This is a genomic window from Citrobacter sp. RHB25-C09 (genome assembly GCF_013836145.1).
In the GTDB taxonomy this organism is placed as follows: domain Bacteria; phylum Pseudomonadota; class Gammaproteobacteria; order Enterobacterales; family Enterobacteriaceae; genus Citrobacter_A.
On the sequence record NZ_CP057483.1, the window covers coordinates 3,225,256 to 3,247,854 of the forward strand.

16 protein-coding genes are annotated in these 22,599 nt (G+C 55.5%); 3 read left to right on the forward strand and 13 right to left on the reverse strand.

Features of this window, described 5'->3' with window-relative positions; all coding sequences use genetic code 11:
• Nucleotides 1–31: 31 nt before the first annotated feature.
• From glrR to purL, 7 genes are all read right to left on the reverse strand, one after another.
• On the reverse strand, nt 32–1,366 hold the full coding sequence (glrR, locus tag HVY19_RS15165) for a two-component system response regulator GlrR (protein WP_181681365.1): 1,335 nt from the start codon (nt 1,364–1,366) through the stop codon (nt 32–34).
• Nucleotides 1,366–2,097: a two-component system QseEF-associated lipoprotein QseG gene (qseG, locus tag HVY19_RS15170; RefSeq protein ID WP_181681366.1), complete on the reverse strand. Its 732-nt coding sequence runs from the start codon at nt 2,095–2,097 to the stop codon at nt 1,366–1,368. Before qseG ends, glrR begins: the two co-directional genes overlap by 1 nt.
• 21 nt (nt 2,098–2,118) lie before the next feature.
• Nucleotides 2,119–3,549, reverse strand: a complete 1,431-nt coding sequence (gene qseE / locus HVY19_RS15175; protein WP_181681367.1) for a two component system sensor histidine kinase QseE/GlrK — start codon at nt 3,547–3,549, stop codon at nt 2,119–2,121.
• A 489-nt stretch (nt 3,550–4,038) separates the two neighbouring features.
• Nucleotides 4,039–5,748 (reverse strand): reverse transcriptase family protein, encoded by a 1,710-nt coding sequence (locus HVY19_RS15180; protein ID WP_181681368.1) that lies wholly within the window; start codon nt 5,746–5,748, stop codon nt 4,039–4,041.
• Between the two features lie 318 nt (nt 5,749–6,066).
• Nucleotides 6,067–7,689 (reverse strand): SWIM zinc finger family protein, encoded by a 1,623-nt coding sequence (locus HVY19_RS15185; protein WP_181681369.1) that lies wholly within the window; start codon nt 7,687–7,689, stop codon nt 6,067–6,069.
• Nucleotides 7,679–10,693, reverse strand: coding sequence for a WGR domain-containing protein (locus HVY19_RS15190; RefSeq protein WP_181681370.1), 3,015 nt, complete (start codon nt 10,691–10,693; stop codon nt 7,679–7,681). The genes HVY19_RS15185 and HVY19_RS15190 overlap by 11 nt, the downstream gene beginning before the upstream one ends.
• 129 nt (nt 10,694–10,822) lie before the next feature.
• Nucleotides 10,823–14,710, reverse strand: coding sequence for a phosphoribosylformylglycinamidine synthase (gene purL / locus HVY19_RS15195; RefSeq protein WP_181681371.1), 3,888 nt, complete (start codon nt 14,708–14,710; stop codon nt 10,823–10,825).
• 256 nt (nt 14,711–14,966) lie between these two features.
• Here purL and mltF point away from each other — a divergent pair, with 256 nt between their 5' ends.
• On the forward strand, nt 14,967–16,538 hold the full coding sequence (gene mltF / locus HVY19_RS15200) for a membrane-bound lytic murein transglycosylase MltF (RefSeq protein ID WP_181681372.1): 1,572 nt from the start codon (nt 14,967–14,969) through the stop codon (nt 16,536–16,538).
• On the opposite strand, the gene tadA is transcribed toward mltF, so the two are convergent.
• From tadA to murQ, 4 genes are read right to left on the reverse strand one after another with little or no spacing between them, the layout of a single operon-like run.
• Entirely contained in the window at nt 16,535–17,047 is a 513-nt protein-coding gene (tadA, locus tag HVY19_RS15205) for a tRNA adenosine(34) deaminase TadA (RefSeq protein WP_220132946.1), read from the reverse strand. The two genes, mltF and tadA, sit on opposite strands and share 4 nt — an antisense overlap.
• Nucleotides 17,048–17,103: 56 nt before the next feature.
• Nucleotides 17,104–17,739, reverse strand: a complete 636-nt coding sequence (gene yfhb / locus HVY19_RS15210; RefSeq protein ID WP_181681374.1) for a phosphatidylglycerophosphatase C — start codon at nt 17,737–17,739, stop codon at nt 17,104–17,106.
• A 3-nt stretch (nt 17,740–17,742) separates the two neighbouring features.
• Complete coding sequence (locus HVY19_RS15215; RefSeq protein WP_181681375.1) at nt 17,743–19,107, reverse strand: PTS transporter subunit EIIC; 1,365 nt, start codon at nt 19,105–19,107, stop codon at nt 17,743–17,745.
• Between the two features lie 11 nt (nt 19,108–19,118).
• Nucleotides 19,119–20,012: an N-acetylmuramic acid 6-phosphate etherase gene (gene murQ / locus HVY19_RS15220; protein ID WP_181681376.1), complete on the reverse strand. Its 894-nt coding sequence runs from the start codon at nt 20,010–20,012 to the stop codon at nt 19,119–19,121.
• A 116-nt stretch (nt 20,013–20,128) separates the two neighbouring features.
• On the opposite strand from murQ, the gene HVY19_RS15225 reads away from it, so the two are divergent.
• A complete protein-coding gene (locus tag HVY19_RS15225; RefSeq protein WP_181681377.1) occupies nt 20,129–20,977 on the forward strand; it encodes a MurR/RpiR family transcriptional regulator in 849 nt (282 codons plus the stop codon).
• A 181-nt stretch (nt 20,978–21,158) separates the two neighbouring features.
• Nucleotides 21,159–21,419: a YfhL family 4Fe-4S dicluster ferredoxin gene (locus HVY19_RS15230; RefSeq protein ID WP_181681378.1), complete on the forward strand. Its 261-nt coding sequence runs from the start codon at nt 21,159–21,161 to the stop codon at nt 21,417–21,419.
• Nucleotides 21,420–21,485: 66 nt separating this feature from the next.
• On the opposite strand, the gene acpS is transcribed toward HVY19_RS15230, so the two are convergent.
• The gene (gene acpS, locus HVY19_RS15235) at nt 21,486–21,866 is read right to left on the reverse strand and encodes a holo-ACP synthase (RefSeq protein ID WP_181681379.1); all 381 of its coding nucleotides are present in this window, start codon (nt 21,864–21,866) and stop codon (nt 21,486–21,488) included.
• Nucleotides 21,866–22,597 carry a pyridoxine 5'-phosphate synthase gene (pdxJ, locus tag HVY19_RS15240; RefSeq protein ID WP_181681380.1) on the reverse strand — a complete coding sequence of 244 codons (732 nt, stop codon included), beginning with the start codon at nt 22,595–22,597 and terminating at the stop codon, nt 21,866–21,868. The genes acpS and pdxJ overlap by 1 nt, the downstream gene beginning before the upstream one ends.
• Nucleotides 22,598–22,599: the final 2 nt, after the last annotated feature.

Sequence of the window (22,599 nt, forward strand, 5' to 3'; positions counted from 1 at the left end):
TAATCCGCTAAACGTAACATATCTTGTTGCGTTAATCTTTGAAATCGTTTGCATCCAGCTCGTGTCGCGACAAGAGTTTATAAAACTCCGTCCGGTTGCGCCCCGCCATTCTCGCCGCGTGGGTGACATTGCCACGGGTGATTTGCAGCAATTTACGCAGGTAATTCAACTCAAATTGATTACGGGCTTCAACAAAGGTGGGCAGCGCAGTGTTTTCGCCTTCCAGCGCCTGCTCGACCAGCGCATCGCTGATCACCGGCGAGGTGGTTAGCGCGACGCATTGCTCTATCACGTTCACCAGTTGCCGCACGTTGCCTGGCCAGCTTGCGGTCATCAGGCGCTTCATCGCGTCCGTTGAGAACGCGCGGACAAACGGCTTATGACGTTCAGCTGACTGGCGCAGTAAGTGATTCGCCAGCAGGGGGATATCCTCAGTACGCTCGGACAGCGCCGGGATCTTCAGACTCACCACATTCAGACGATAGTATAAATCCTCGCGAAACTCGCCGCGCGCCATCGCTTTTGGTAGATCGCGGTGGGTCGCCGAGATAATGCGCACGTCAATGTCGATATCGCGGTTACTGCCAAGCGGCCGGACCTTGCGTTCCTGCAATACGCGCAGCAGTTTGACCTGTAGCGGCGCGGGCATGTCACCGATTTCATCGAGAAACAGGGTCCCGCCCTCTGCGGCCTGAAACAGCCCCTCTCGGTTACTCACCGCGCCAGTAAACGCCCCGCGCGCATGCCCGAACAGCTCGGATTCCAGTAATTGCTCCGGTAACGCGCCGCAGTTAATGGCGATAAATGGATGATTTCCGCGCGGGCTGGCATTGTGAATCGCCTGCGCAAAAATCTCCTTCCCGGTTCCGCTCTGTCCGTTGATCAAGACGCTGACGTCGGACTGAGCGACCATCCGCGCCTGCTCAAGCAGACGCAGCATCAATGGGCTTCGCGTGACGATAGACTCGCGCCAGCGCTCGTCGGTCGCGGGGGCAGACTGTTCCAGGGCTCCGTCAATCGCCTGATACAGCGCGTCCTTGTCGACCGGTTTGGTCAGAAAGCTAAATACCCCTTTCTGCGTTGCGGCGACCGCGTCCGGAATCGAACCGTGTGCGGTTAGAATGATCACCGGCATTCCCGGTTGAACCTTCTGGATTTCACTGAACAGTTGCATACCGTCCATTTCATCCATCCGCAGGTCGCTTATGACCAGATCGATTTTTTCGCGGTTCAACACCCGCAGCCCTTCGGCCCCGCTTTCCGCCGTTGCCACGCTGTACCCTTCGCTGGTCAACCGCATACCAAGCAGCTTCAGCAGACCAGGATCATCATCCACGAGCAACAAATGTGCCGGTTTGCGACTCATTATGGCGTTACCTCATCTTGTGCTGGCTCGGATGCTTTACCGTCAGGCTTGTCACTATTCTGTGTCGCCTCCGGGTTGAAGTTTCCCGAGGGCTTACGGGTGGAAAGCTGACGCTCAATATCGGTCAGGTTTTCCAGCTTACGGGTGGTTAGATCGAGCTGATTTTGCAGATGCTGGTGCTGCTGACGCAGCGTATCGAGATCGCCGTCCGTCGTTTGTTGCAGTTTACTGTAGCGCTGACGCTCTTCCGATAGCTGTAATTGCATCGTCTGCCCGTCGCGCCAGAGCTGATAGAGGGGGCGCACCTGCGGCGGAATTTGAGTGCTTTGCGCATCCAGTTGCGAGACGTTATCGCGACGCTCAAGCGGCGTGATTTTGGCATTCGCCAATAAAATTCCGCGCTTCAGGGCGTTCTGCCAGCCTGGAGCGCTCAACGCGCGGGCTTCATTGCGCGACTGTTCAGGTAACAGACGATCGGCACAGTCGATCGCGCGTAGCCAGTAGAGCGGATTGGTTTCTGTGGTTTTCCCCTGCAACGACCAGATATCGCTACAGTCGACAGAAAGATAATCCGCCAGTTGATAGGTCGGGATCTTTTCCTGCGTGACGTCATCAGACGCAGGCTTTACTGCATGGGGAACGCAGCCCAGCAATACCAGACAGGGGCAACCCGCAAGGATCGCCTGCCGGAGAAAAGAACGTTGAAAAATGTGGACAAAAAACTGAGGCATATTCACCAGTCTTAGTATTATTTAATCGTTTCTTGTTGCTGAAAGCGGCAGCGCGATACGGAAGCAGACTTCTTGTGCATTCTCATCGACAAGATACAGTTCTCCCTGCATACGGCGGATACAGTCTCTGGCGATACTTAGTCCCAGTCCGCTGCCCTTCACCGCCCCTTTTCGCTGATGGCTTCCCTGGAAAAAAGGCTCAAAAATCATGGCACTCTCCGCTTCAGGGATCGGTGTTCCGGTGTTAATAACATCAATGATAACCGTTGCCCCTTGCTGGCGACTGTGAATACGGATGTTACCGGATTCAGCCCCGTAGTGCACCGCATTGGAATAAAGATTGTCCAGTACGCTCATCAGCAGCATCGGCTCTGCCAGACAGTGCTCCGCTGTCAATTCAACATCGGTATGCATCATTTTAGCGCGAGCAGGGAGACTGTGAGCAGAAACCACCATATCGACCAGGGGAGCAATCTCTACGCTTTCCAATTCAATCGCGCTGTCCGCCAGTTTGCGGTTGTAATCAAGCAGTTGCTCAATCAACTTTTGCAAGTTCCGGCTGCTGCTATCCAGAATGCCAACCACCTCTTTTTGCTCCGCCGTCAGCGGTCCGACAACCTGATCCGCCAGCAGTTCGGTGCCTTCTCGCATGCTGGCCAGCGGCGTCTTTAACTCATGGGAAAGATGGCGTAAGAATTGATGGCGCTGGGATTCCAGCCATGAGAGGCGCTCGCTCAGCCAGATGATACGCTGTCCTACGGAACGCAATTCGCGCGGCCCGGTAAACGTCACGCTATCGCCCAACGAACGCCCTTCCCCCAGCCGGTTAATCATACGTTCAATGCCTTTTACCGGCCCGATGATCATACGTGTGAACAGCAGCACCATCGCCAGACTGACAAGGAACAGCACCAGCGCCTGCCAGCCGAAGAACTGTCCGCGCTCGGCGATCTCCTGCTGTAGCTGCTGCCCGCGAGAGAAAATCACCGTGCGCGTTGTCTGGACCATTTCCGTGTTGGCGTGAGCAAAAGCCTCCAGTCGCGCTGCGGCGATCGGATCAGGCCCGCTATTCTGACATTGCAACTGGGTGAGATCGTTCAGATCCTGACGCAACGCCTGATAAAGCTTATTGTCCGGTAAGACGCCGGCATGCGCATCCAGCATCTCGCTGTAGCGTTTACGCTGGCTCTGATAGACCTTCGCCAGTCTGGCATCGTCAAGTACGCAATACTGGCGATAGCTGCGCTCCATCTCCAGCGCGGCGTTGGTCATTGCTTCACTGCGACGCGCGTCAATAAGCGTGGTGCGGTTAGTCAGCGCCGCCTGAGCGCTCAGCGCGTTGAGGCTTTGCCACGCCTGCCAGGCGAGTACCAGGAGCGGTAACAGAATCAACAAGAATGCCAGCGTCACCAGCTGTCGAAGGGATCGGGGAAATAGGGACCAGCGCTTCAATGCGTCACTCTCACTGTTCAGGAATGGAATGATGCTAACTGAGGGAAACGTCAGATACAACAAAGCCGGGATAAACCCGGCTTTGTTATGGAATAAGGCGGTGCCTAACTCGACGTTTCGCCCGATGGTTGATAAAGCTACGCTGTTATCAGAAGTTGGACGGCAGGCACCTTGTTGTGCGTCATTCGAAGTTTATGTAGCACGTCCCGAAGGGGCTGACATAAGAAGGTGAATGAGCCACTGAGTATTATTATGCAGTATCTATGCCAACTTTCAAAACGTTTTATTAACGCATTGAACCACAATAACTTTAAGCAAAACCTACGATACTTAAGCACTGAACAATTTCCAGGCTAAGTGTCGCTTATTAGCAACACCTCTAATACTCATTTTCAAATCTTATAAAAATCAGTAGGTTAAATGTCTCATTTTGGAGACACGCTGAATAGCGGATTGTCGCAAATTCCCGACAACAGGAAACACGTGCCGCTAAGCCCAGCGGAAAATGAGATACACCACAAATGCCAGGAACCACCACCACAACCGCGATGATTTTTTGGGCCTTTCAGGCGGTGTCTCCGCGAAGTCGTCAGGCACACTCGCGTTCTTCGCTGCCGACGGAACATCTTCAGCGGCTGAAGCGGCTCGCCGCAATGCCTGCTTCTGTAGCGCAGTCTGTTCCAGCTCTGGTGCCGATGGCCCTTGCGCCTGCCACCAGCTATCGCGTGGCGACTCCCCGCGCGCCGCTTTGGCACGGAAGAGTTTCTTGTTTAGCGCGGTGATCCGTCCCGGCTGGGTGGCGTAACCATACTGGCGCTTGATGTCAGTGACTTGTTTTTGCAGAGGAATGCCTTTTCCCGGTGCGACCAACGCGACAAAATTCGCATAGCCTTCAATGCTCGCCATCAGTTCACCCGGCCCCCAGCGTTTTCCCTCCATACCATCTTTTGCGATCTGGAACAACAACGCGCGAAAACGTTTCAGGGTTTTACGATCTAATGAGGGCTTCTCATTGACCACGATCCCGGTCACCTGTTGCTGCTGCGGTTTGCGCATCACCCGCGTTTTTTGCGGATGAACCCGGAAGCCTTCATCCTGCACAATCTGTTTGCAGCGCCACAGCAGTTGTTGAACATTGCCGCGGTTATCCGCGCAGGAAAAAGTCATGTCGTCGGCATAGCGGGTATAGGCGAAGCCCAGTTTATGGGCCATCGCATGCAGACGACTGTCGAGACGGCGGCAGATGATGTTGGAGATCGCGGGACTGCTCGGCGCCCCCTGCGGTAAAAAGCGCTCACCTTGCTGCACAAACCAGTTTTCACCGTCAAGCACGACCTGTTCGGTTTCCGGCTCCGTCGTCAACAGCGCCAGTTCAGTGGCGATCTGTTCGCCGTAACCCAACTGACGAAACAGTCCTTTCACCCGGCGATAGCTTACCGTCGGAAAGAAATTCTCCATATCCAGGTTGATCACCACCGCGCGGCCGACGTGTGGCAGCGCATTGGTCAAAATACTGCGCCCGGCCACAAAGCCATGTGCCGCATCATGCAGCTTCACGCGGTTAAGTATGTTTTCCAGGATCCAGTACTGGGCGCGTTTCAGACGCGGCATCGGCGCGGATATCAGCCGCTCTCCGCCGCTTTTTTTGAGTAGCGAAAACCGCCGGTAGTGGTTAATCCGCGACACGTCTTTCTGAAAACACAAGAAGCGCAGTTCGTTGATAGTGATCCCCATCAACGTGGCCAGTGTCTGACTGTCTGCCAGCAGCGGCAGGTTTTGCTGCTTCAGCCGGGCTTCATTCTGCGTGGTATCGCTAAGGCCAAACGAAAACCCCTCGCCAAGCCAACTTATCTCAGACTGCTGCTTCTGATGCCACTGCTGTGCGCGTTCATAGCGCGCCTGGTTACGGGCGATGCGCGTCTGCTCGCGTTTTTCCAGCGCGGCTTTTTTCCGCGCCTTGTGCAGTTCACGTAAGGCTTTTTGCGGATCGCTGTACAACTGCTGCTGTTGCCCTAACTCTGCAAGCCGTTTTTCCAGCGCCGCCCGCTGGGCGATAAATTCCGCGGTCAGATCGGGCTTTTTCTGTTCGCCATCCCAGAACCCCAGGCGGATCATTTCCGCCAGAATCACCTCTTCCTTGCTGGTTTCGCGGATGCGCTCATAGAGTTGCTGACGGGTCAGTTTCGGTGATTCAGACATGACGAACACTCCCTGATCGTAATGCGGGATAAAAAGCAGAGGCTAAAGGAAGGGATAGCGGCGTGGCGGAAAAAGCCTTCGAAGAGTTCCTGGTGCTGAGGTCGTCCACTCGACGCAGAGTGGAGTACCTGTCACTCATTGGTTTCTTCGAAACCATACCGCAATAGTGACAGGTACTCACACTCTGCCCAGTGAAGATGGCATCAGTGACGCGTGGGCAGTCATAAAACCTGAATGGCGATCCACCATCCGGGATGCAAGGTTCGCTTGCCACGCCGCTATTAGTGCTCATTATATCAGCAGTAAATATCCTTTTCATCATGCTTTTACCTTCGCCGCCTGGCGCAGCGCTAACATATGTTCGCACGGGCCTCGACGCAGGCGATTCTGATGGAAGAAATGGCAGTTGCACTCTCCCGTCGTCAGGCACCGATCGCTGTCCAGCGTCAGTTTTACCGGATACCGCACGGCATTATCCAATACCGACCCCCTCATTTCCGTCCCGGAGGCATTACTCAAACAGTTGTCTACAGTGACCAGTCCGGCGCGCACAAAATTCAGCGCCTTTTCTTCGCGTTCGTTCTGGAAACGCAACTGGTCTAATGGGATCGGCTCGCGGCAGAGATCGCGGACGCGCCAGAGATCTTTACTGATGTCGTAGAGCACCTGACCATGCTGGCTATAGGCCGCTAACGCGGCTTTCACCACGCTTTCTTCCAGTTGCAAACTGGCTGCCAGCACGCCGCTTGAGGCCATATGTCCCTGACTCAGCGTATGGTAGACGCGCTCCTGCGTCATGGCGTCCACCTGTTCGCGAGGTGCGAGCAGATCGAAATTGCCCTGCGCCGACCAGTCATTGGCGCTCCATCCGGAAAGACCGAGGGTAAAGCACATTGCGCCGAGATCGGCGATCCAGAATGACGGCATGCCGTCGTCCAGCAGGCAGACATCAAATTTTTCAGCAACCGGAATCAGCCGCTCGAGGATGTGCAGACGCCGCCGTCCCCAGACGCGAATAGAACGCGGTTGGTCGCCCTGATACAGCGAACGCGGGCAAACCAACGTCTCATTCCACGGCTCAAAAATAATTTTTACCGGCTGCCCCGGCGTCAGTTCAAAGCGCAGCGCGCGGGGGCCAAGACGCTCTTTCCTGCGTCGCAGACGATAACAAATGTTGTGTATGTCCATCGGCTCGAGGGTGAATTTCACCATGGGCAGCGTCATGGCAGAACTGACCTGCAAAAAACCGCGCACCCAGCTATCCGGGAGATCGATTTTTTTCTCTTCACAGGCGATGCCATCGGTTTGTACCGCGAAACCATCCGGGTCGATTTTTAACTGCGTAGGGCGATAGTCACGGATCTTTTGAAACGCCTGATACAGCCCTTCTGAGTAGTCAATATTCGTGGTGCCGAAGGCCTGCTCGCTGATAGCGTCGAAGACGTCATAATGGCAACTGAGCTTGCCATAACTGGATTCATCTTCCGAAAAGCATTCAAAGAACACCTCGTCCGGATGCACGGTGATCACCGGGTCCAGCACGTACCAGGCATCAATGTTCTCTTTATACAGATAGTTAAAATAGGCTCTCTGCGCCTGGCGATAAGGGGCGAGGATTTTATCGGCCTCACCGTTTATCTTTTGTAACTGCTGGCGAATATCGCTGATGTCTTGCTGAATATGTCCCTTTTGCGCAATAAATTCCGCCAGCAGCCGCTGCTCTTCCCCGGCCAGCCAGTTCAGATAGTCGGTACGATCTTTAGGCTGAAAGCGCATGTCAGAAATCACCACGTTATGCAGCGCGGAGATCGCCTCGCGGAACGCCAGCTTTTGCTTCAATTCTCCGACGAAAAATGCCGGCTGACGCAGGCTATCGGGGGCAAAGGTCAGCCCTTTGTCCGAAACGCTACTCTTTCCCTGATAGCGATAGTTAACCTGCATGGCGCGCTCCTTGTGCGGATCGGACAACAATTTCAAGCGGTAATGTCAATTCCGGATGCCGCTTTTGCAGCTGTAGCATCGTTTTTATCAACGGGGCTTTATCTTTTTGCACCACCGTAAGCGACAGGCGAGTCAGTAGCTCACTCACCATTTCCAGCACCTGCGGGCTGCACTCTGCCTGCTGCGCCAGGAATGCCAGGGTGCGATCTTTAGCGACGCGCCCTCGATTAATCTGCGATAATATCGCCAAAAAACAGGGCCTTAACGCCAGAATAACCTGCGGTTTTCCTGCCGCGTAGTCGGCAAAAAAGTGAGTGACGAATGTCTGCACCGTCACCGAGGGGTGCTGGCTGAGCTTCAACAGGTACTCCTCTCCCCGATCGCGATGGAAGAAGGTTTGCAGCAGCTCACGCCCCCAGGCCTGGACATCCTCGCGGTTGCTGTCACACAGATTAACAATCAGCTCCGGCGTCCAGCTTTGCGCCGGATAGTGCTGACGGAAATAGGCGAAAGCAAATTCGCGGGTTGTAGGCCAGTCGCTTTCCAGCACCGCCAGCGCTTCACGGCTCTGTTCCCGCACTACGTCAACGTGTTGCTCAAATGCCCGCAGCGCATAGTCGCGAATGGCACGTTCAGGATGGTTAGCCAGCACGACCCACTGCCTGACGCTAAATTCCAGCGGAGAACGGGACTGTAACACTTCCCCGCCCAGCGTCTGAGCCGCCGAAGCGCGCGCCTGAATGAGCCGCCAGAGGGTATCTTTATCCAGCGTTTCCAGACACGGCGAGAGATGTTGCCTGATAAAGGTCAGCAGCGCCTGATGCGCGCCCTCTTGCGCCTCTTTCTGAAACAGCAACGGGAATAACGCGGCAAACACCGCTGAGGCGTCACTGCGAGCCAACTGTTGCAGGAGCCCAAAGCATGCCTGGCGCTCTGCCTCCTCGCCGCAGCTTAACAGGTCAACTAACAGCGACAACTGACGTAGCAATGTTTCTGGGCTTTGTTTGCCCAGCAGCGCAATCCCCGATGCACGAACGGCCGCCACAGGGGAATGATGAAGTTGAGACACGAGCGCCTGCGGCAGATCGTTGAGCGTAAAGCGACTGCTGACCAGCAGTTGCGCCGACAGGATCTGTACGCCAACGTCCGCATGGCCTAACAACGTACTCAGAATTTCCAGCGACACAGAGTGCACCGCCGCACTCAGATGGGTGGTACAGCAGATTGACAGCCATTGCGCATGCTGAGGCGAAAAGCCGGTGGTCGCCAGGCTCAACTGCGCCAACAGCGCCTGCATTAGCGCATCTTTTTGCACGCCGTTAAGCGGCTGTTGGATTAAGCGCGCGTCCAGCCAGCGACCTATCTCCTCATCGTCAGTAAGCAATAGCGCGACTGAGAGTTCAGTGTCGTCAAACAACATGCTCAGAGCGTTAAGCTGCGTTAGCGCCATAACTCGGGCCTGCGAATGCGGACTCTGAATTAACGCCACCAGCAGCGCATGGCTCAGTGGACGCCCCGCCAGATGCGCCAACACCCATTCCGCAATCACCGCAGAGGGACGGGCAAGCAGTTTCGCCAGTTGTTGATCGGTAAGGTTTCGACAGAATTCACTGTTGTCTTTCAGTGCCCGCAGCACAAACTCGATGACGGCATGACTGTCGCTGTGCAACAGCAGAGCTAACAGGGCGTCAGGGCGTTGATCCCACAACGCAGGGAAAGCCTCGCCTCGTTGGGTATCGCGGCCTTCTGACAACCGAATCCATAATGCGCGCTGAGAATGACGCTGATAACGCGGATTATGTAAGCGCAGGATGGCGTTCCAGGCGAAGAGATGTGCATCAGCAGCGTAGGTTCCCCTGTAACATGGCCTTTCTGGCAGTAAGTCCGTGTCGTGATATTGCAGCAGGAGAGCGCTGGCCATATCGACGTAACGCGGATCGCCAGTAACCCCCAGACGCTGGAGCGAACGCCAACTGTGACGACGCAGGTAATGTCGCGTCTTTTTCGAATAGGCCAGTCGGCTGTCGGCCCGCACCAGCTCAGCACTCGGTTTGATGTAGCCTGTCCCTTCCAGCCAGGCCCAGTCCCAGTCAGCGCTGTAGAATTCACGCGTCGTATCAAAGCGCCAGACCAGCAGGGCGAACATGGCGGCATCGAGACGAAACTCGGCCATTTTGAACAGATAGCGGATGCCTTTAAATAGATTCGGACGGAAAGGTAAGTCTTTCACCAGGCGCAGCAGGCTTTGATGTAACGGCGCATTGTCCAGCGCTAACAGGTACAGCGTTTTTAATCGCTCGCTGGCGTCGGGATTATGCTCGTTAATTCGTTGCGCCAGCAGGATGTCCAGTGCAGTGCTGTCGTTTGCAGTGATTGCCGAGGCCAGTTCTCCCGGTAGCGTGGCGAGCAGTTGCGCTTGCTGCACGCTGCGTTCAGCCTCATCGCTGAGACGTAGCCAGACTTCATACGCCAGATGGCGCAGGGGCAGCGATTCGCTGGCCAAAAGCGTTTTCACTTTGGTCAGATTGCGCACCTCACCGGTTCGCCCCAGCGTTCTCAACCGGGCATAATTTTCCAGCCAGTGGTTTTGCGAGCTGAGCCCTTTTTCCAGCCATGCCGCCAGCACCGGATCCGGCTGCTGTGGCAGGCGCCATATGCTACGGGCGCGCTGAAGGCTTTCGTTGATGCCATCGATTTGGCTTAACCGTTCGGAGAGTGACGCGGAAGAGGTTGGCGTGGTTAACAACCGACGTAGAGAGGATTCGCGATAGCCTTTATTGGTTTTAGCCACCACCACGCTGGTAAAAATGGCTTCCGCCTGGGCCAGATCAACAGGCGTGACGGTTTTGGTTCCTTCCCGCAGGGTGGTGCCACGTCTTCCGTAACGAAAATTCACCCAATAGCGGTTAGCGTCGTCGTTTGGCTGCTCACAGAGATCGACTTCATACACTTTGTCTGAAGTACCCTGCGTATAATACAACTTAACTGTCTTGATCAGCCTCATAATCCGTTCCCTTCCCTGTAAACGACGGGAACGATTGTACTAAAAATAGTCAGCTGTGTCCTTTGGATCTCTCCGAAACTGGAAAGCAGCACGTCCGGGAAATGTCTCTCCGGACGTGCCTGAGGTGGGTTAACCTAACTGCTTACGCGCATTACGGAAGATGCGCATCCACGGTCCGTCCTCGCCCCAGTTTTCCGGGTGCCAGGAGTTGCTGACAGTACGGAACACGCGCTCCGGGTGCGGCATCATAATCGTCACGCGACCATTTTCGGTGGTGACCGCAGTAATGCCGTTTGGCGAGCCGTTCGGGTTTGCCGGATAGTTTTCAGTCACGTTGCCAACGTTATCAACAAAGCGCAGCGCTACCAGTCCTTTGCTTTCAAGCGCCGCCAGGTGCGCCGCGTCACGGACTTCGACGCGCCCTTCGCCATGAGAAACCGCGATAGGCATCATTGATCCTACCATCCCCTGCAACAGCAGCGACGGGCTTTGGGTCACTTCAACCAGACTAAAGCGCGCTTCAAAGCGATCGGAATGGTTACGCACGAAGCGCGGCCACAGGTCGCTGCCCGGGATCAGCTCATGCAGATTCGACATCATCTGGCAACCATTACATACGCCCAGCGCCAGCGTCTGCGGACGGTGGAAGAAGGTTTCAAACTCATCGCGCACGCGGTTATTGAACAGAATAGACTTCGCCCAGCCTTCACCCGCACCCAGTACATCGCCGTAAGAAAACCCACCGCAGGCGACCAGCGCATGGAAGTTCCCGAGGCCAATACGCCCGCCAAGCAGATCGCTCATGTGGACGTCAATGGCATCAAAGCCCGCACGGTGGAACGCTGCCGCCATTTCCACATGGGAGTTAACTCCCTGCTCACGCAGCACCGCCACTTTCGGGCGCGCGCCGGTAGCAATGTACGGGGCAGCGATATCTTCATTAATATCGAAGGTGAGCTTCACGTTCAGACCCGGATCGGCATCATTGGATTTCGCGTTATGCTCCTGATCGGCACACTCCGGGTTGTCGCGCAGACGCTGCATCTGCCAGGTGGTCTCTGCCCACCAGACACGCAGCGTAGTGCGGCTTTCGCTGAAGACTGCCTGACCGTTCGCCGCGATGACAAAGCGATCGCCGGCTACGGCCTGGCCTAAGTAATGTACGCAGTCGGTCAGACCGTATTTCGTCAGCAGAGCCTCTACTGCATCGCGATCTTCCGCACGAACCTGAATCACACCGCCTAACTCTTCGTTGAACAGTGCAGCCAGATGATCCTCGCCCAGTGTAGCGATATCGACGTTCACGCCACAGTGACCGGCAAACGCCATTTCCGCCAGTGTCACCAGCAGACCGCCGTCGGAGCGGTCATGCCAGGCCAGCAGTTTACGCTGCGCGACCAGCGCCTGCATCGCGTCGTAAAAACCTTTCAACTGCGCAACGTCACGCACATCTGCCGGTTTATCGCCCAACTGACGATACACCTGCGCCAGCGCCGTTGCGCCCAGGGCGTTGTGGCCTTTGCCAAGATCAATCAGCAGCAGCGCGTTATCTTCGGTAGAAAGCTGCGGGGTAACGGTATGACGCACATCTTCCACGCGGGCAAAGGCGGAAATCACCAGCGACAGCGGCGAGGTCATTTCGCGCTGTTCGTTCCCTTCCTGCCAGCGGGTTTTCATTGACATGGAGTCTTTACCGACCGGAATCGTCAGACCCAGCGCCGGGCAAAGCTCTTCGCCCACCGCTTTCACCGCTTCATACAGACCGGCATCTTCGCCAGGATGACCGGCTGCCGCCATCCAGTTAGCGGAAAGCTTGATACGTTTGATATCGCCGATATGCGTTGCCGCGATGTTGGTCAACGCTTCACCCACGGCCATGCGGGCAGAGGCGGCGAAGTCCAGCAGCGCTATCGGCGCACGTTCGCCAATCGACATCGCTTCACCATAATAGCTGTCGAGGCTGGCGGTGGTGACCGCGCAGTTCGCTACCGGCACCTGCCACGGGCCGACCATCTGGTCACGGGATACCATACCAGTCACGGTACGGTCGCCAATAGTCACAAGGAAGGTTTTTTCTGCTACCGCCGGCAGATGTAATACGCGCTTCACGGCTTCGGCCAGGGTGATATCCGCACGGTTCAGCGCGTCGCCTTTCGCCGTCAGCGTCTGCACGTCGCGAGTCATCTTCGGCGTTTTGCCAAGCAATACATCCAGCGGCAGGTCAATTGGCTGGTTGTCGAAATGACGATCGTTAAGCGACAGGTGCTGCTCTTCGGTGGCTTCACCAATCACCGCGTACGGCGCACGCTCACGCTTACACAGTTCGTCAAACAGCGGCAGCTGATCAGCCGCTACCGCCAGCACGTAACGTTCCTGAGATTCGTTACACCAGATTTCCAGCGGGCTCATACCCGGCTCATCGCTGAGAATATCGCGCAGTTCGAATTTACCGCCGCGCCCACCGTCGCTCACCAGTTCTGGCATAGCATTGGAAAGACCGCCCGCACCGACGTCGTGGATAAAGAGGATCGGGTTGGCATCGCCCAACTGCCAGCAGCGGTCAATCACTTCCTGACAGCGACGCTCCATTTCTGGGTTATCACGCTGTACGGAGGCAAAGTCGAGATCGGCATCGGACTGACCGGACGCCATTGACGACGCCGCACCGCCGCCGAGACCGATGTTCATCGCCGGGCCGCCGAGAACGATCAGTTTGGCGCCAACCACGATTTCGCCTTTCTGCACGTGATCGGCGCGAATGTTGCCAATCCCGCCCGCCAGCATGATGGGCTTGTGATAGCCGCGCAGCTCTTCGCCGTTGTGACTGTTCACTTTTTCTTCATAGGTACGGAAATAGCCGTTCAGCGCTGGACGTCCAAATTCGTTGTTAAACGCCGCACCGCCGAGAGGGCCTTCGGTCATAATATCCAGTGCGGTAACAATGCGCTCTGGCTTACCGAAATCCTCTTCCCAGGGCTGTTCAAAGCCAGGAATGCGCAGGTTAGATACGGAGAAGCCCACCAAACCGGCTTTCGGCTTCGCGCCGCGCCCGGTGGCGCCTTCGTCACGAATTTCACCGCCGGAACCGGTCGCGGCACCAGGCCATGGGGAAATTGCCGTCGGGTGGTTGTGGGTTTCTACCTTCATCAGGATATGCGCAGGCTCCTGATGGAAGTCATAGCGCCCGGTGGCGTGGTCGGCAAAATAGCGCCCCACCTCGGAACCTTCCATCACCGCCGCGTTGTCTTTATAGGCAGACAGCACGTGATCAGGCGTTTGTTCCATGGTGTTTTTAATCATTTTGAACAGCGACTTCGGCTGCTGTTCGCCGTCGATAATCCAGTCGGCGTTAAAAATCTTGTGACGACAGTGCTCTGAGTTAGCCTGGGCAAACATGTAGAGTTCGATGTCGTTAGGGTTACGTCCCAGGCGAGTGAACGCTTCCTGCAGATAATCAATTTCATCGTCCGCCAGCGCCAGTCCCAGACGCAGGTTGGCGTCGATGAGCGCCTGGCGGCCCTCGCCCAGCAGATCGACACAGGCAACCGGTGCCGGCTGGTGATGAACGAACAAGGCTTCCGCATCGGTCAATGAAGAGTACACCGTTTCCATCATGCGATCGTGTAATACAGCGGCTACCTGCTGCCATTGCGCAGCGGTCAGCGTTGAGGCGTCAACGTAATAAGCTACGCCGCGCTCAAGGCGATCGACCTGTTGTAGACCGCAGTTATGGGCAATATCGGTCGCTTTGGAAGACCAGGGGGAGATGGTGCCAGGGCGAGGCGTCACCAGCAGCAGTTTCCCCTTCGGGGTATGACTGCTCAGGCTGGGACCGTACTTTAACAGGCGAGCAAGCTGCGCGTGCTCATCTTCATTTAACGGTGCATTTAGATCGGCAAAATGGACGTACTCGGCGTAAATATCGTGGACCTGGAGGTTGGCAGCCTGAAAGCGCGCCAGCAGTTTGTTAATACGGAATGCCGACAGTGCAGGCGAACCACGCAGAATTTCCATCATAAGTCTCTCGTCTTCTAAGCTTTCGGTGTGCCCAAGTGGGGAAACGGGCGTCATTATAAAGAATCTGAGCCGCTGACGAAACCGTTTGCGTCGAAATAAAATCTCCCGTCCGTCTTATCATACGATGCGGCCAATGGTTGTAATTAGTTGCCAACTGGCGGAAGTTTAAGCAAAATGCCGCTCATTGATGAATACTCCCGATCTTCCAGTGACTTTTCCCATCCCGAGACAACGTACCGTTCAGAGAATTAACTAATTGAAAAAAATAAAGATTAATTATCTGTTTATCGGCATTTTGACGCTGCTGCTGGCTGCGGCTCTCTGGCCCGCTATCCCGTGGTTTGGTAAAGCAGACAACCGTATCGCTGCCATCCAGGCGCGGGGCGAGTTGCGGGTGAGTACTATTGAATCCCCGTTAACCTGGACCACGCTTAACGGAAAACCCTTCGGGCTGGATTACGAACTGGCCCAACAGTTCGCCAACTATCTGGGCGTGGAGCTAAAGGTAACCGTGCGCCAGAACATCAGCCAGCTGTTTGACGATCTGGATGATGGCGATGCCGACCTGCTGGCGGCCGGTCTGGTCTACAACAGCGAGCGCGTTAAAAATTACCAGCCAGGCCCAACCTACTACTCCGTCTCACAACAGCTTGTCTATAAAGTAGGCCAGTATCGCCCCCGCACGCTCGGCAGTATAAAAGAAGGCCAGCTCACACTCGCCCCGGGACACGTCGTAGCGAATGATTTGCAGCGCCTCAAAGAGACAAAGTTTCCCGAACTGATCTGGACCACCGATGCCAAAAAAGGCGTCACGGAACTGATGGATGACGTGATCGCGGGCAAACTTAACTACACCATTGCAGATTCTGTCGCCATTAGTTTGTACCAGCGGGTTCACCCGGAACTGGCGGTTGCGCTGGATGTGACCGATGAACAACCGGTGACCTGGTTTAGCGCTCTGGATGAGGACAATACTCTTTCTGCCGCCCTGCTCGATTTCTTCAATACGATGAATGAGGATGGCACGCTGGCACGTCTTGAAGAAAAATACCTTGGGCATGGTGATGACTTTGACTATGTAGACACCCGCACTTTCCTGCGTGCGGTGGACGCCATGCTACCCGAGCTCAAGCCACTGTTTGAAAAATACGCCGAGGAAATTGACTGGCGACTGCTGGCCGCCATCTCATGGCAGGAATCCCATTGGGATCCGCAGGCCACTTCACCAACCGGTGTCCGCGGCATGATGATGCTCACCAAAAATACCGCACAGAGTCTGGGAATCACCGACCGCACCGATGCAGAACAGAGCATCAGCGGCGGCGTGCGTTATTTACAGGACATGATGAGTAAAGTGCCGGAAAGCGTCCCGGAGGGAGAGCGCATCTGGTTCGCGCTGGCCGCCTACAATATGGGCTATGCGCATATGCTCGACGCCAGAGCGCTAACGGCAAAAACCAAGGGGAACCCGGACAGTTGGGCAGATGTCAAACAGCGTCTTCCCCTGCTCAGCCAGAAACCGTATTACAGCAAGTTGACCTACGGCTATGCGCGAGGCCATGAAGCCTATACGTACGTGGAAAATATCCGTAAATATCAGATAAGCCTGGTCGGGTATTTGCTCGAAAAAGAGAAGCAGGTGGCGGAAGAGCTGAAGCTGGCCGCAGATTACCCGGCAGTTTCACCGATGACGTTGGGCAAGCAGAGGCTGCCGCTCTCCTCTTTCCTGTCGCAATCATCGTCCAGCTATCTGCCGCATCCCCCTTCGCCGCTACTTCCGCAGCAGAAGAAAAAGACGACAGACCGGGCGAGCGTTGGCGCGCCTTAGCCGACCTGAGGGTCGTTATGGGCAGATTTTTTCAACGCTTTGATTTCCTGACGGCGCATGCGAAAGAAATCGCTCAGCATTGCCGCGCACTCATCAGCTAACACGCCTTCGCTCACTTCGACGCGGTGGTTCATGCCAGGATGATGGAGTACATCAATCAGCGACCCTGCCGCCCCCGTTTTTGCATCACGTGCGCCAAACACGACGCGCTGGATACGGCTGTGCACCATCGCCCCGGCACACATCACGCACGGCTCAAGGGTGACGTATAGAGTGGCATCGATCAGACGGTAGTTTTGCATCACCAGTCCGCCCTGCCGCAGCGCCATAATTTCCGCGTGAGCGGTAGGATCGTGACGACCAATCGGACGGTTCCATCCCTCTCCTATGACCTGGTTGTTGTGCACTAATACGGCACCGACCGGGACTTCACGTTCATCCCAGGCACGCTTCGCCAGCGTTAACGCATGACGCATCCAGTATTCGTGGCTAAATTCGACTTCTGACAAAAGGGATACTCCGATAATCATAGCGGCCGCATTATACATGCTAGCTATGCTTTCAACTATTCCAGCTGTTGGAGTTCCCCCTGCGGCGTGACGCGCCAGCGATGCTGGCAAAAAAAGAGCAGCGGGTTGTCCTGTTTACTGTCGCTGTACCCACTGTAGAGGCGCAGAGGCGCACCAATCTGGCGCTCCAGCTGCGCAACTTTTTCATGCCCCAGACAGCGCATCGTCAACAGCCAACCGCCGTAGCCACGCTGCATCTGACTGGCTATCAGGTTGACGCGGGGTAACCACGGCGTGTCGTAATAGACCTGCTCCACCAGCGACTGCGGGGAGCCGGTAATCAACCAGATGTCGGCATCTGAGCTTAACAGATAGGTCGTCAGACGTTCCTGCACCAGCGGAAACGCGGTCACGTTAGCGCGAAACCAGCGGACAAAATCAGCCTGATGCGCTTGCAAACGCCTCTCGCTGCGACCAAAGGTGCATCCCCACAGCAGCAAACTCATCGGCCAGCGGGCGGCACGTCCCTGGATCAGCAGCCCCAACGCAATAACCGGCAGCAACGGCAGTACGAGCAGCGCATTCAGCGGCTGGCGACGTAACAGATAGCGCAGGAAACTGCCGAACATATCCTCCTGATGTAACGTACCGTCCAGGTCAAAAAATACAACACGCCGATCGTGATTGGCCAAACCTTACTCCTCTGGATCGTTAAACCCCAATAGCCAGGTAAACAGGAACCCGGCGATTACCGCTACCAGATAGCCTAACAGATAGAGCATGACTTTTCCGGTCACAATCGTTAACGCCAACGGTAATCCGGAAATGCCAAAGGTAATGACGGTCGCGACCTTCCAGTAGCTGATGAGCGCTCCGCCAACCGCGCCGCCGAGGCAGGCGCCAATAAACGGTTTTCCCAGCGGCAAGGTAACGCCAAAGATTAACGGTTCGCCAATGCCGAGCAATCCTACCGGTAATGCGCCTTTGATGACTTTCTTCAGGCGCGTATTACGGGTTTTCATTAGCACAGCAATAGACGCCCCTACCTGCCCGACGCCCGCCATCGCCAGAATAGGGAACAGTGCGTTGTAGCCATGCGCCTGAACCAGTTCGACATGAATAGGTACCAGCCCCTGATGTAAGCCGGTCAGCACTAACGGCAGGAACGTGCCCGCCAGTACCGCCCCCACGGCAACGCCGCCGCGATCGATCGCCCATGAGGCACCGTGCGCGATAGATTCAGCGATCCAACCGCCCAGCGGCTGCAACGCGACGATGGCAATCGTACCGGTAATCACCGTCGTCAGCAGCGGGTTAAAAATAAGCTCCAGTGAACCGGGTAATATTTCGCGGAATTTCCGCTCTATCCAGCACATCAGCGCGACCACCAGCAGCACAGCGATCACCCCACCGCGCCCGGGCTGCAGCGCTTCGCCAAACAGCGTAATCTGCGCCAACTGCGGACTCGACAGAATTCCCGCCATCACGCCGCCCATAGCCAATGAGCCGCCAAAGACTTTAGCCGTATTTACCCCCACCAGAATATTCATGATGGCGAACACGGCGCTGCCGAAGATGCCCATCAGTCCCAGCATATTGGGGTAATGCGTCGCAAAATCGCCGACGATATCCGGGCGTTTGAGAATGTTGATGATACCGGTGATTAACCCAGAGGCGATAAAAGCCGGTATCAGCGGAATAAAGACGTTGGCCAGCTTACGCAGCGCATCGCTCATCGGCGCTTTGTATTTCGCTTTTACCTGCGCTTTGGTCCGCTCAATCTCATCGCCGGCAGGACGCTCAGCGCCGTTCGCCAACAGGGAACGCATCGCATCGACAACTTTTGCCGCTTTGCCGGGGCCAACAATTAACTGATGCTGCTCACCCTGCTTTACGTAACCGCTGACGCCAGGCAATTGCTTCAGACGAGGAATATCCAGTAATGCGTCATCCTTAACTTCAACCCTGACGCGCGTCATGCAATTTTCCAGGCGCAGAATGTTTTTCTCTCCGCCAATCCCCAGCAATATCTCGCGGGCAAGGGCCACTGTTTTATCCATAACTACCTCAGTTAATCAGCGAGTGCTGCACGTAAAAAGCCCTGATGCGCGATCAGTTTTTCTCTCGCCGCATCGGCGCTAAGCCCCGTCAATGCCATCAGAATGGCGGGTTTTACTTCGAAATCTGTTTGCCTGAGCAACGCCTCGGCCTCGGCACGGGTCATACCCGTTGCTTCTACTACCATCCGGCAGGCACGATCGATGAGTTTGACGTTGGTGGCTTTCATATCCACCATCAGGTTTTGATAAACTTTGCCAAATTTCACCATGGCGCCAGTCGAGATCATGTTGAGTACCAATTTCTGCGCCGTGCCAGATTTCAACCGAGTCGACCCCGTCAGCGCCTCGGGGCCCACTACCGGTGAAATGGCGATTTCCGCTTCCTGAGCAATCGGGGAGCCTGGATTACAGGAAATGGCGACCGTGGCGCAGCCGATTTTGCGCGCATATCGCAAACCGCCAATCACATACGGCGTGCGACCGGACGCAGCCAGTCCCACCACATTATCTTTCGCCGTGAGGTTCAGCGCGATGAGATCATCCTCACCCAGTTGCGCGTTGTCTTCTGCCCCTTCGACGGCTTTCAATAAGGCCCCCGGACCACCAGCAATCAACCCGACCACCAGCCCATGGGGAACCCCAAAGGTCGGCGGGCATTCCGAGGCATCCAGTACCCCAAGACGACCGCTGGTGCCGGCCCCCATATAGATAATACGACCTCCGGATTTTAACGCTTCAGCAGCAGCATCTACGGCACGGGCCACATCAGATAAGGTGGCTTTTACGGCTTCCGCGACCAGGGTATCCTGTTGATTAAAGCGGTGAACCAGTTCAAGCGTGGACAACGCATCAAGATCCATGGTTTGCGGGTTACGGGTTTCAGAAACTAAAGCGCCGAGATTCATTTTGGGTCCTCAGGAATTTTTAATTCATATTATCTACCAATAATGGAATATAATATTCCCTGAGGCGAATGAAATTTTGAATTGTTATCGCCCTCACGTTTTCCTCCGGAGAAACCATGAACTGTTTGATTCGCATTCGTCAGCGTTACCTGGGATTAGCGCAAAGCGACAAAAAACTCGCAGAGTATCTTCTTGCGCAACCTGACGCTGCACGGCATCTCAGCTCCCAGCAGCTGGCGAGCGAGGCTGGTGTGAGTCAGTCCAGCGTGGTGAAATTTGCGCAAAAACTCGGCTACAAAGGGTTCCCTGCGCTGAAGCTGGCGATAAGCGAGGCGCTGGCAAGCACTTCCAGCCCGCATTCCGTTCCGGTACATAACCAAATTCGCGGCGACGACCCCCTTTGCCTGGTGGGTGAAAAACTGATCAAAGAAAATATTGCGGCAATGCATGCCACGCTGGACGTCAATAGCGAAGAGAAGCTGCTGGAAAGCGTGACGTTGCTGCGTACCGCCCGACGTATCGTGGTGACAGGGATCGGCGCGTCTGGACTGGTCGCGCAGAACTTTGCCTGGAAACTCATGAAGATCGGGTTTAACGTCGCGGTTGAGCGTGATATGCACGCGTTGCTTGCGGCGGTTCAGGCGTTGACGGACGACGATCTGTTGCTGGCGATTTCTTACAGCGGCGAACGCCGGGAGCTGAATCTGGCGGCAGACGAAATGTTACGCGTCGGCGGTAAGATCCTCGCGATCACCGGTTTTTCGCCCAATGCTTTGCAACAACGCGCTACCCGCTGCCTGTACACCATTGCCGAAGAACAGGCTACGCGCAGCGCCGCCATCTCCTCTACCCACGCGCAGATGATGCTGAGCGACCTGCTTTTTATGGCGCTGGTACAGCAGGATCTGGAGCATGCGCCGGAGCGAATTCGCCACAGCGAGGCGCTGGTAAAAAAACTGGTTTGAGCAAAGAATGCGCGTATATACACGTCATCCTTCAAGCTGTCTCTGCGTTGGCTGCGTCTGCTCCCCCCAGTCACTGACTTAAGTAAGCGCCTGGGGATTCTCAGACTTGCCGCCTTGATACAACTTGAATGATTTTGTGTATAATGCCCGCCCTGTTTGTGTTGGTTCTGAGAATTTCCTGATGGCGCTGTTAATCACCAAAAAATGTATCAATTGCGATATGTGCGAACCCGAATGCCCGAACGAGGCCATTTCTATGGGTAATAGCATCTATGAGATTAACAGCGACAAGTGCACCGAATGCGTTGGGCATTACGAAACGCCCACCTGCCAGAAGGTGTGCCCGATCCCCAACACCATCCTGAAAGATCCGCAGCATGTTGAATCCGAAGAACAGCTGTGGGACAAGTTTGTGCTAATGCACCACGCCGACAAGCTATAAGCTAACGCGGCTAAACTGCCTGATGGCGCTACGCTTATCAAGCCAACAAATGCATCAGTCCCTGACCTAACTCTCGAGAATCACCGTGGCACAGGCGTAGTGGCGTTCATCGGCCAGCGTCACATGCATATGAGCGACCCCCAGTCTCTCTGCCAGCGCTAATGCTTCGCCCCAAAGCCGCAGGCGCGGTTTGCCAAGTTCATCGTTAAACACTTCAAATTGATTAAACGCCAGACCATTACGGATTCCGGTGCCAAAGGCTTTCGCTGCGGCTTCTTTGACCGCAAAACGTTTAGCCAGAAAGCGAACCGGTTGCTGATGCGTTTGCCAGATGCCCCACTCGTTATCGCTCAGGACGCGTCTGGCAAGCCGGTCGCCGGATCGGGAGATCACCGCTTCAATACGAGCAATCTCCACAATATCGGTACCTAAGCCAAGGATCGCCATTAGCCGCGCGCTTCCAGCATCAGACGCTTCATTTCGGCTACCGCCTCTTTCAGACCGGTCATTACCGCCCGGCCAATAATCGCATGGCCGATATTTAGTTCGTGCATTTCCGGCAAGGCTGCAATGGCTTTCACATTGTGGTATGTCAGGCCGTGACCCGCATTCACTTTCAGGCCAAGACTCGCAGCGAAAGTTGCCGCTTTGGCAATGCGCGCCAGTTCCTGCGCCTGCTCGGCGTCGGTCTTAGCATCGGCATAACAGCCGGTATGGATTTCAATGTACGGGGCACCAACGTCAGCAGCGGCTTTAATCTGCGCGTCGTCAGCGTCAATGAAGAGTGATACGAGGATCCCGGCGTCAGCCAGACGCTTACAGGCATCACGCATTTTGTCTTGCTGCCCGGCGACATCCAGACCGCCTTCCGTGGTGACTTCCTGACGCTTCTCCGGCACCAGACAACAGAAGTGTGGCTTCGTCTCAACGGCAATCGCTAACATCTCTTCGGTGACGGCCATTTCCAGATTCATGCGCGTATCCAGCGTCTGGCGCAAAATGCGTACATCACGATCGGTAATATGGCGGCGGTCTTCGCGCAAATGCACGGTGATGCCATCGGCACCTGCCTGTTCGGCAATAAATGCCGCCTGTACCGGATCCGGATAAGCGGTACCACGGGCATTACGTAATGTAGCAATGTGGTCAATATTGACGCCTAACAGTAATTCAGCCATCA

Excerpts from the sequence above, each read along its gene's own strand:
- glrR (WP_181681365.1), bottom strand. The coding sequence starts at position 1,366 with ATGAGTCGCAAACCGGCACATTTGTTGCTCGTGGATGATGATCCTGGT.
- qseG (WP_181681366.1), bottom strand. The coding sequence starts at position 2,097 with ATGCCTCAGTTTTTTGTCCACATTTTTCAACGTTCTTTTCTCCGGCAG.
- HVY19_RS15180 (WP_181681368.1), bottom strand. The coding sequence starts at position 5,748 with ATGTCTGAATCACCGAAACTGACCCGTCAGCAACTCTATGAGCGCATC.
- HVY19_RS15185 (WP_181681369.1), bottom strand. The coding sequence starts at position 7,689 with ATGCAGGTTAACTATCGCTATCAGGGAAAGAGTAGCGTTTCGGACAAA.
- HVY19_RS15190 (WP_181681370.1), bottom strand. The coding sequence starts at position 10,693 with ATGAGGCTGATCAAGACAGTTAAGTTGTATTATACGCAGGGTACTTCA.
- purL (WP_181681371.1), bottom strand. The coding sequence starts at position 14,710 with ATGATGGAAATTCTGCGTGGTTCGCCTGCACTGTCGGCATTCCGTATT.
- HVY19_RS15215 (WP_181681375.1), bottom strand. The coding sequence starts at position 19,107 with ATGGATAAAACAGTGGCCCTTGCCCGCGAGATATTGCTGGGGATTGGC.
- murQ (WP_181681376.1), bottom strand. The coding sequence starts at position 20,012 with ATGAATCTCGGCGCTTTAGTTTCTGAAACCCGTAACCCGCAAACCATG.
- HVY19_RS15225 (WP_181681377.1), top strand. The coding sequence starts at position 20,129 with ATGAACTGTTTGATTCGCATTCGTCAGCGTTACCTGGGATTAGCGCAA.
- HVY19_RS15230 (WP_181681378.1), top strand. The coding sequence starts at position 21,159 with ATGGCGCTGTTAATCACCAAAAAATGTATCAATTGCGATATGTGCGAA.
- acpS (WP_181681379.1), bottom strand. The coding sequence starts at position 21,866 with ATGGCGATCCTTGGCTTAGGTACCGATATTGTGGAGATTGCTCGTATT.
- pdxJ (WP_181681380.1), bottom strand. The coding sequence starts at position 22,597 with ATGGCTGAATTACTGTTAGGCGTCAATATTGACCACATTGCTACATTA.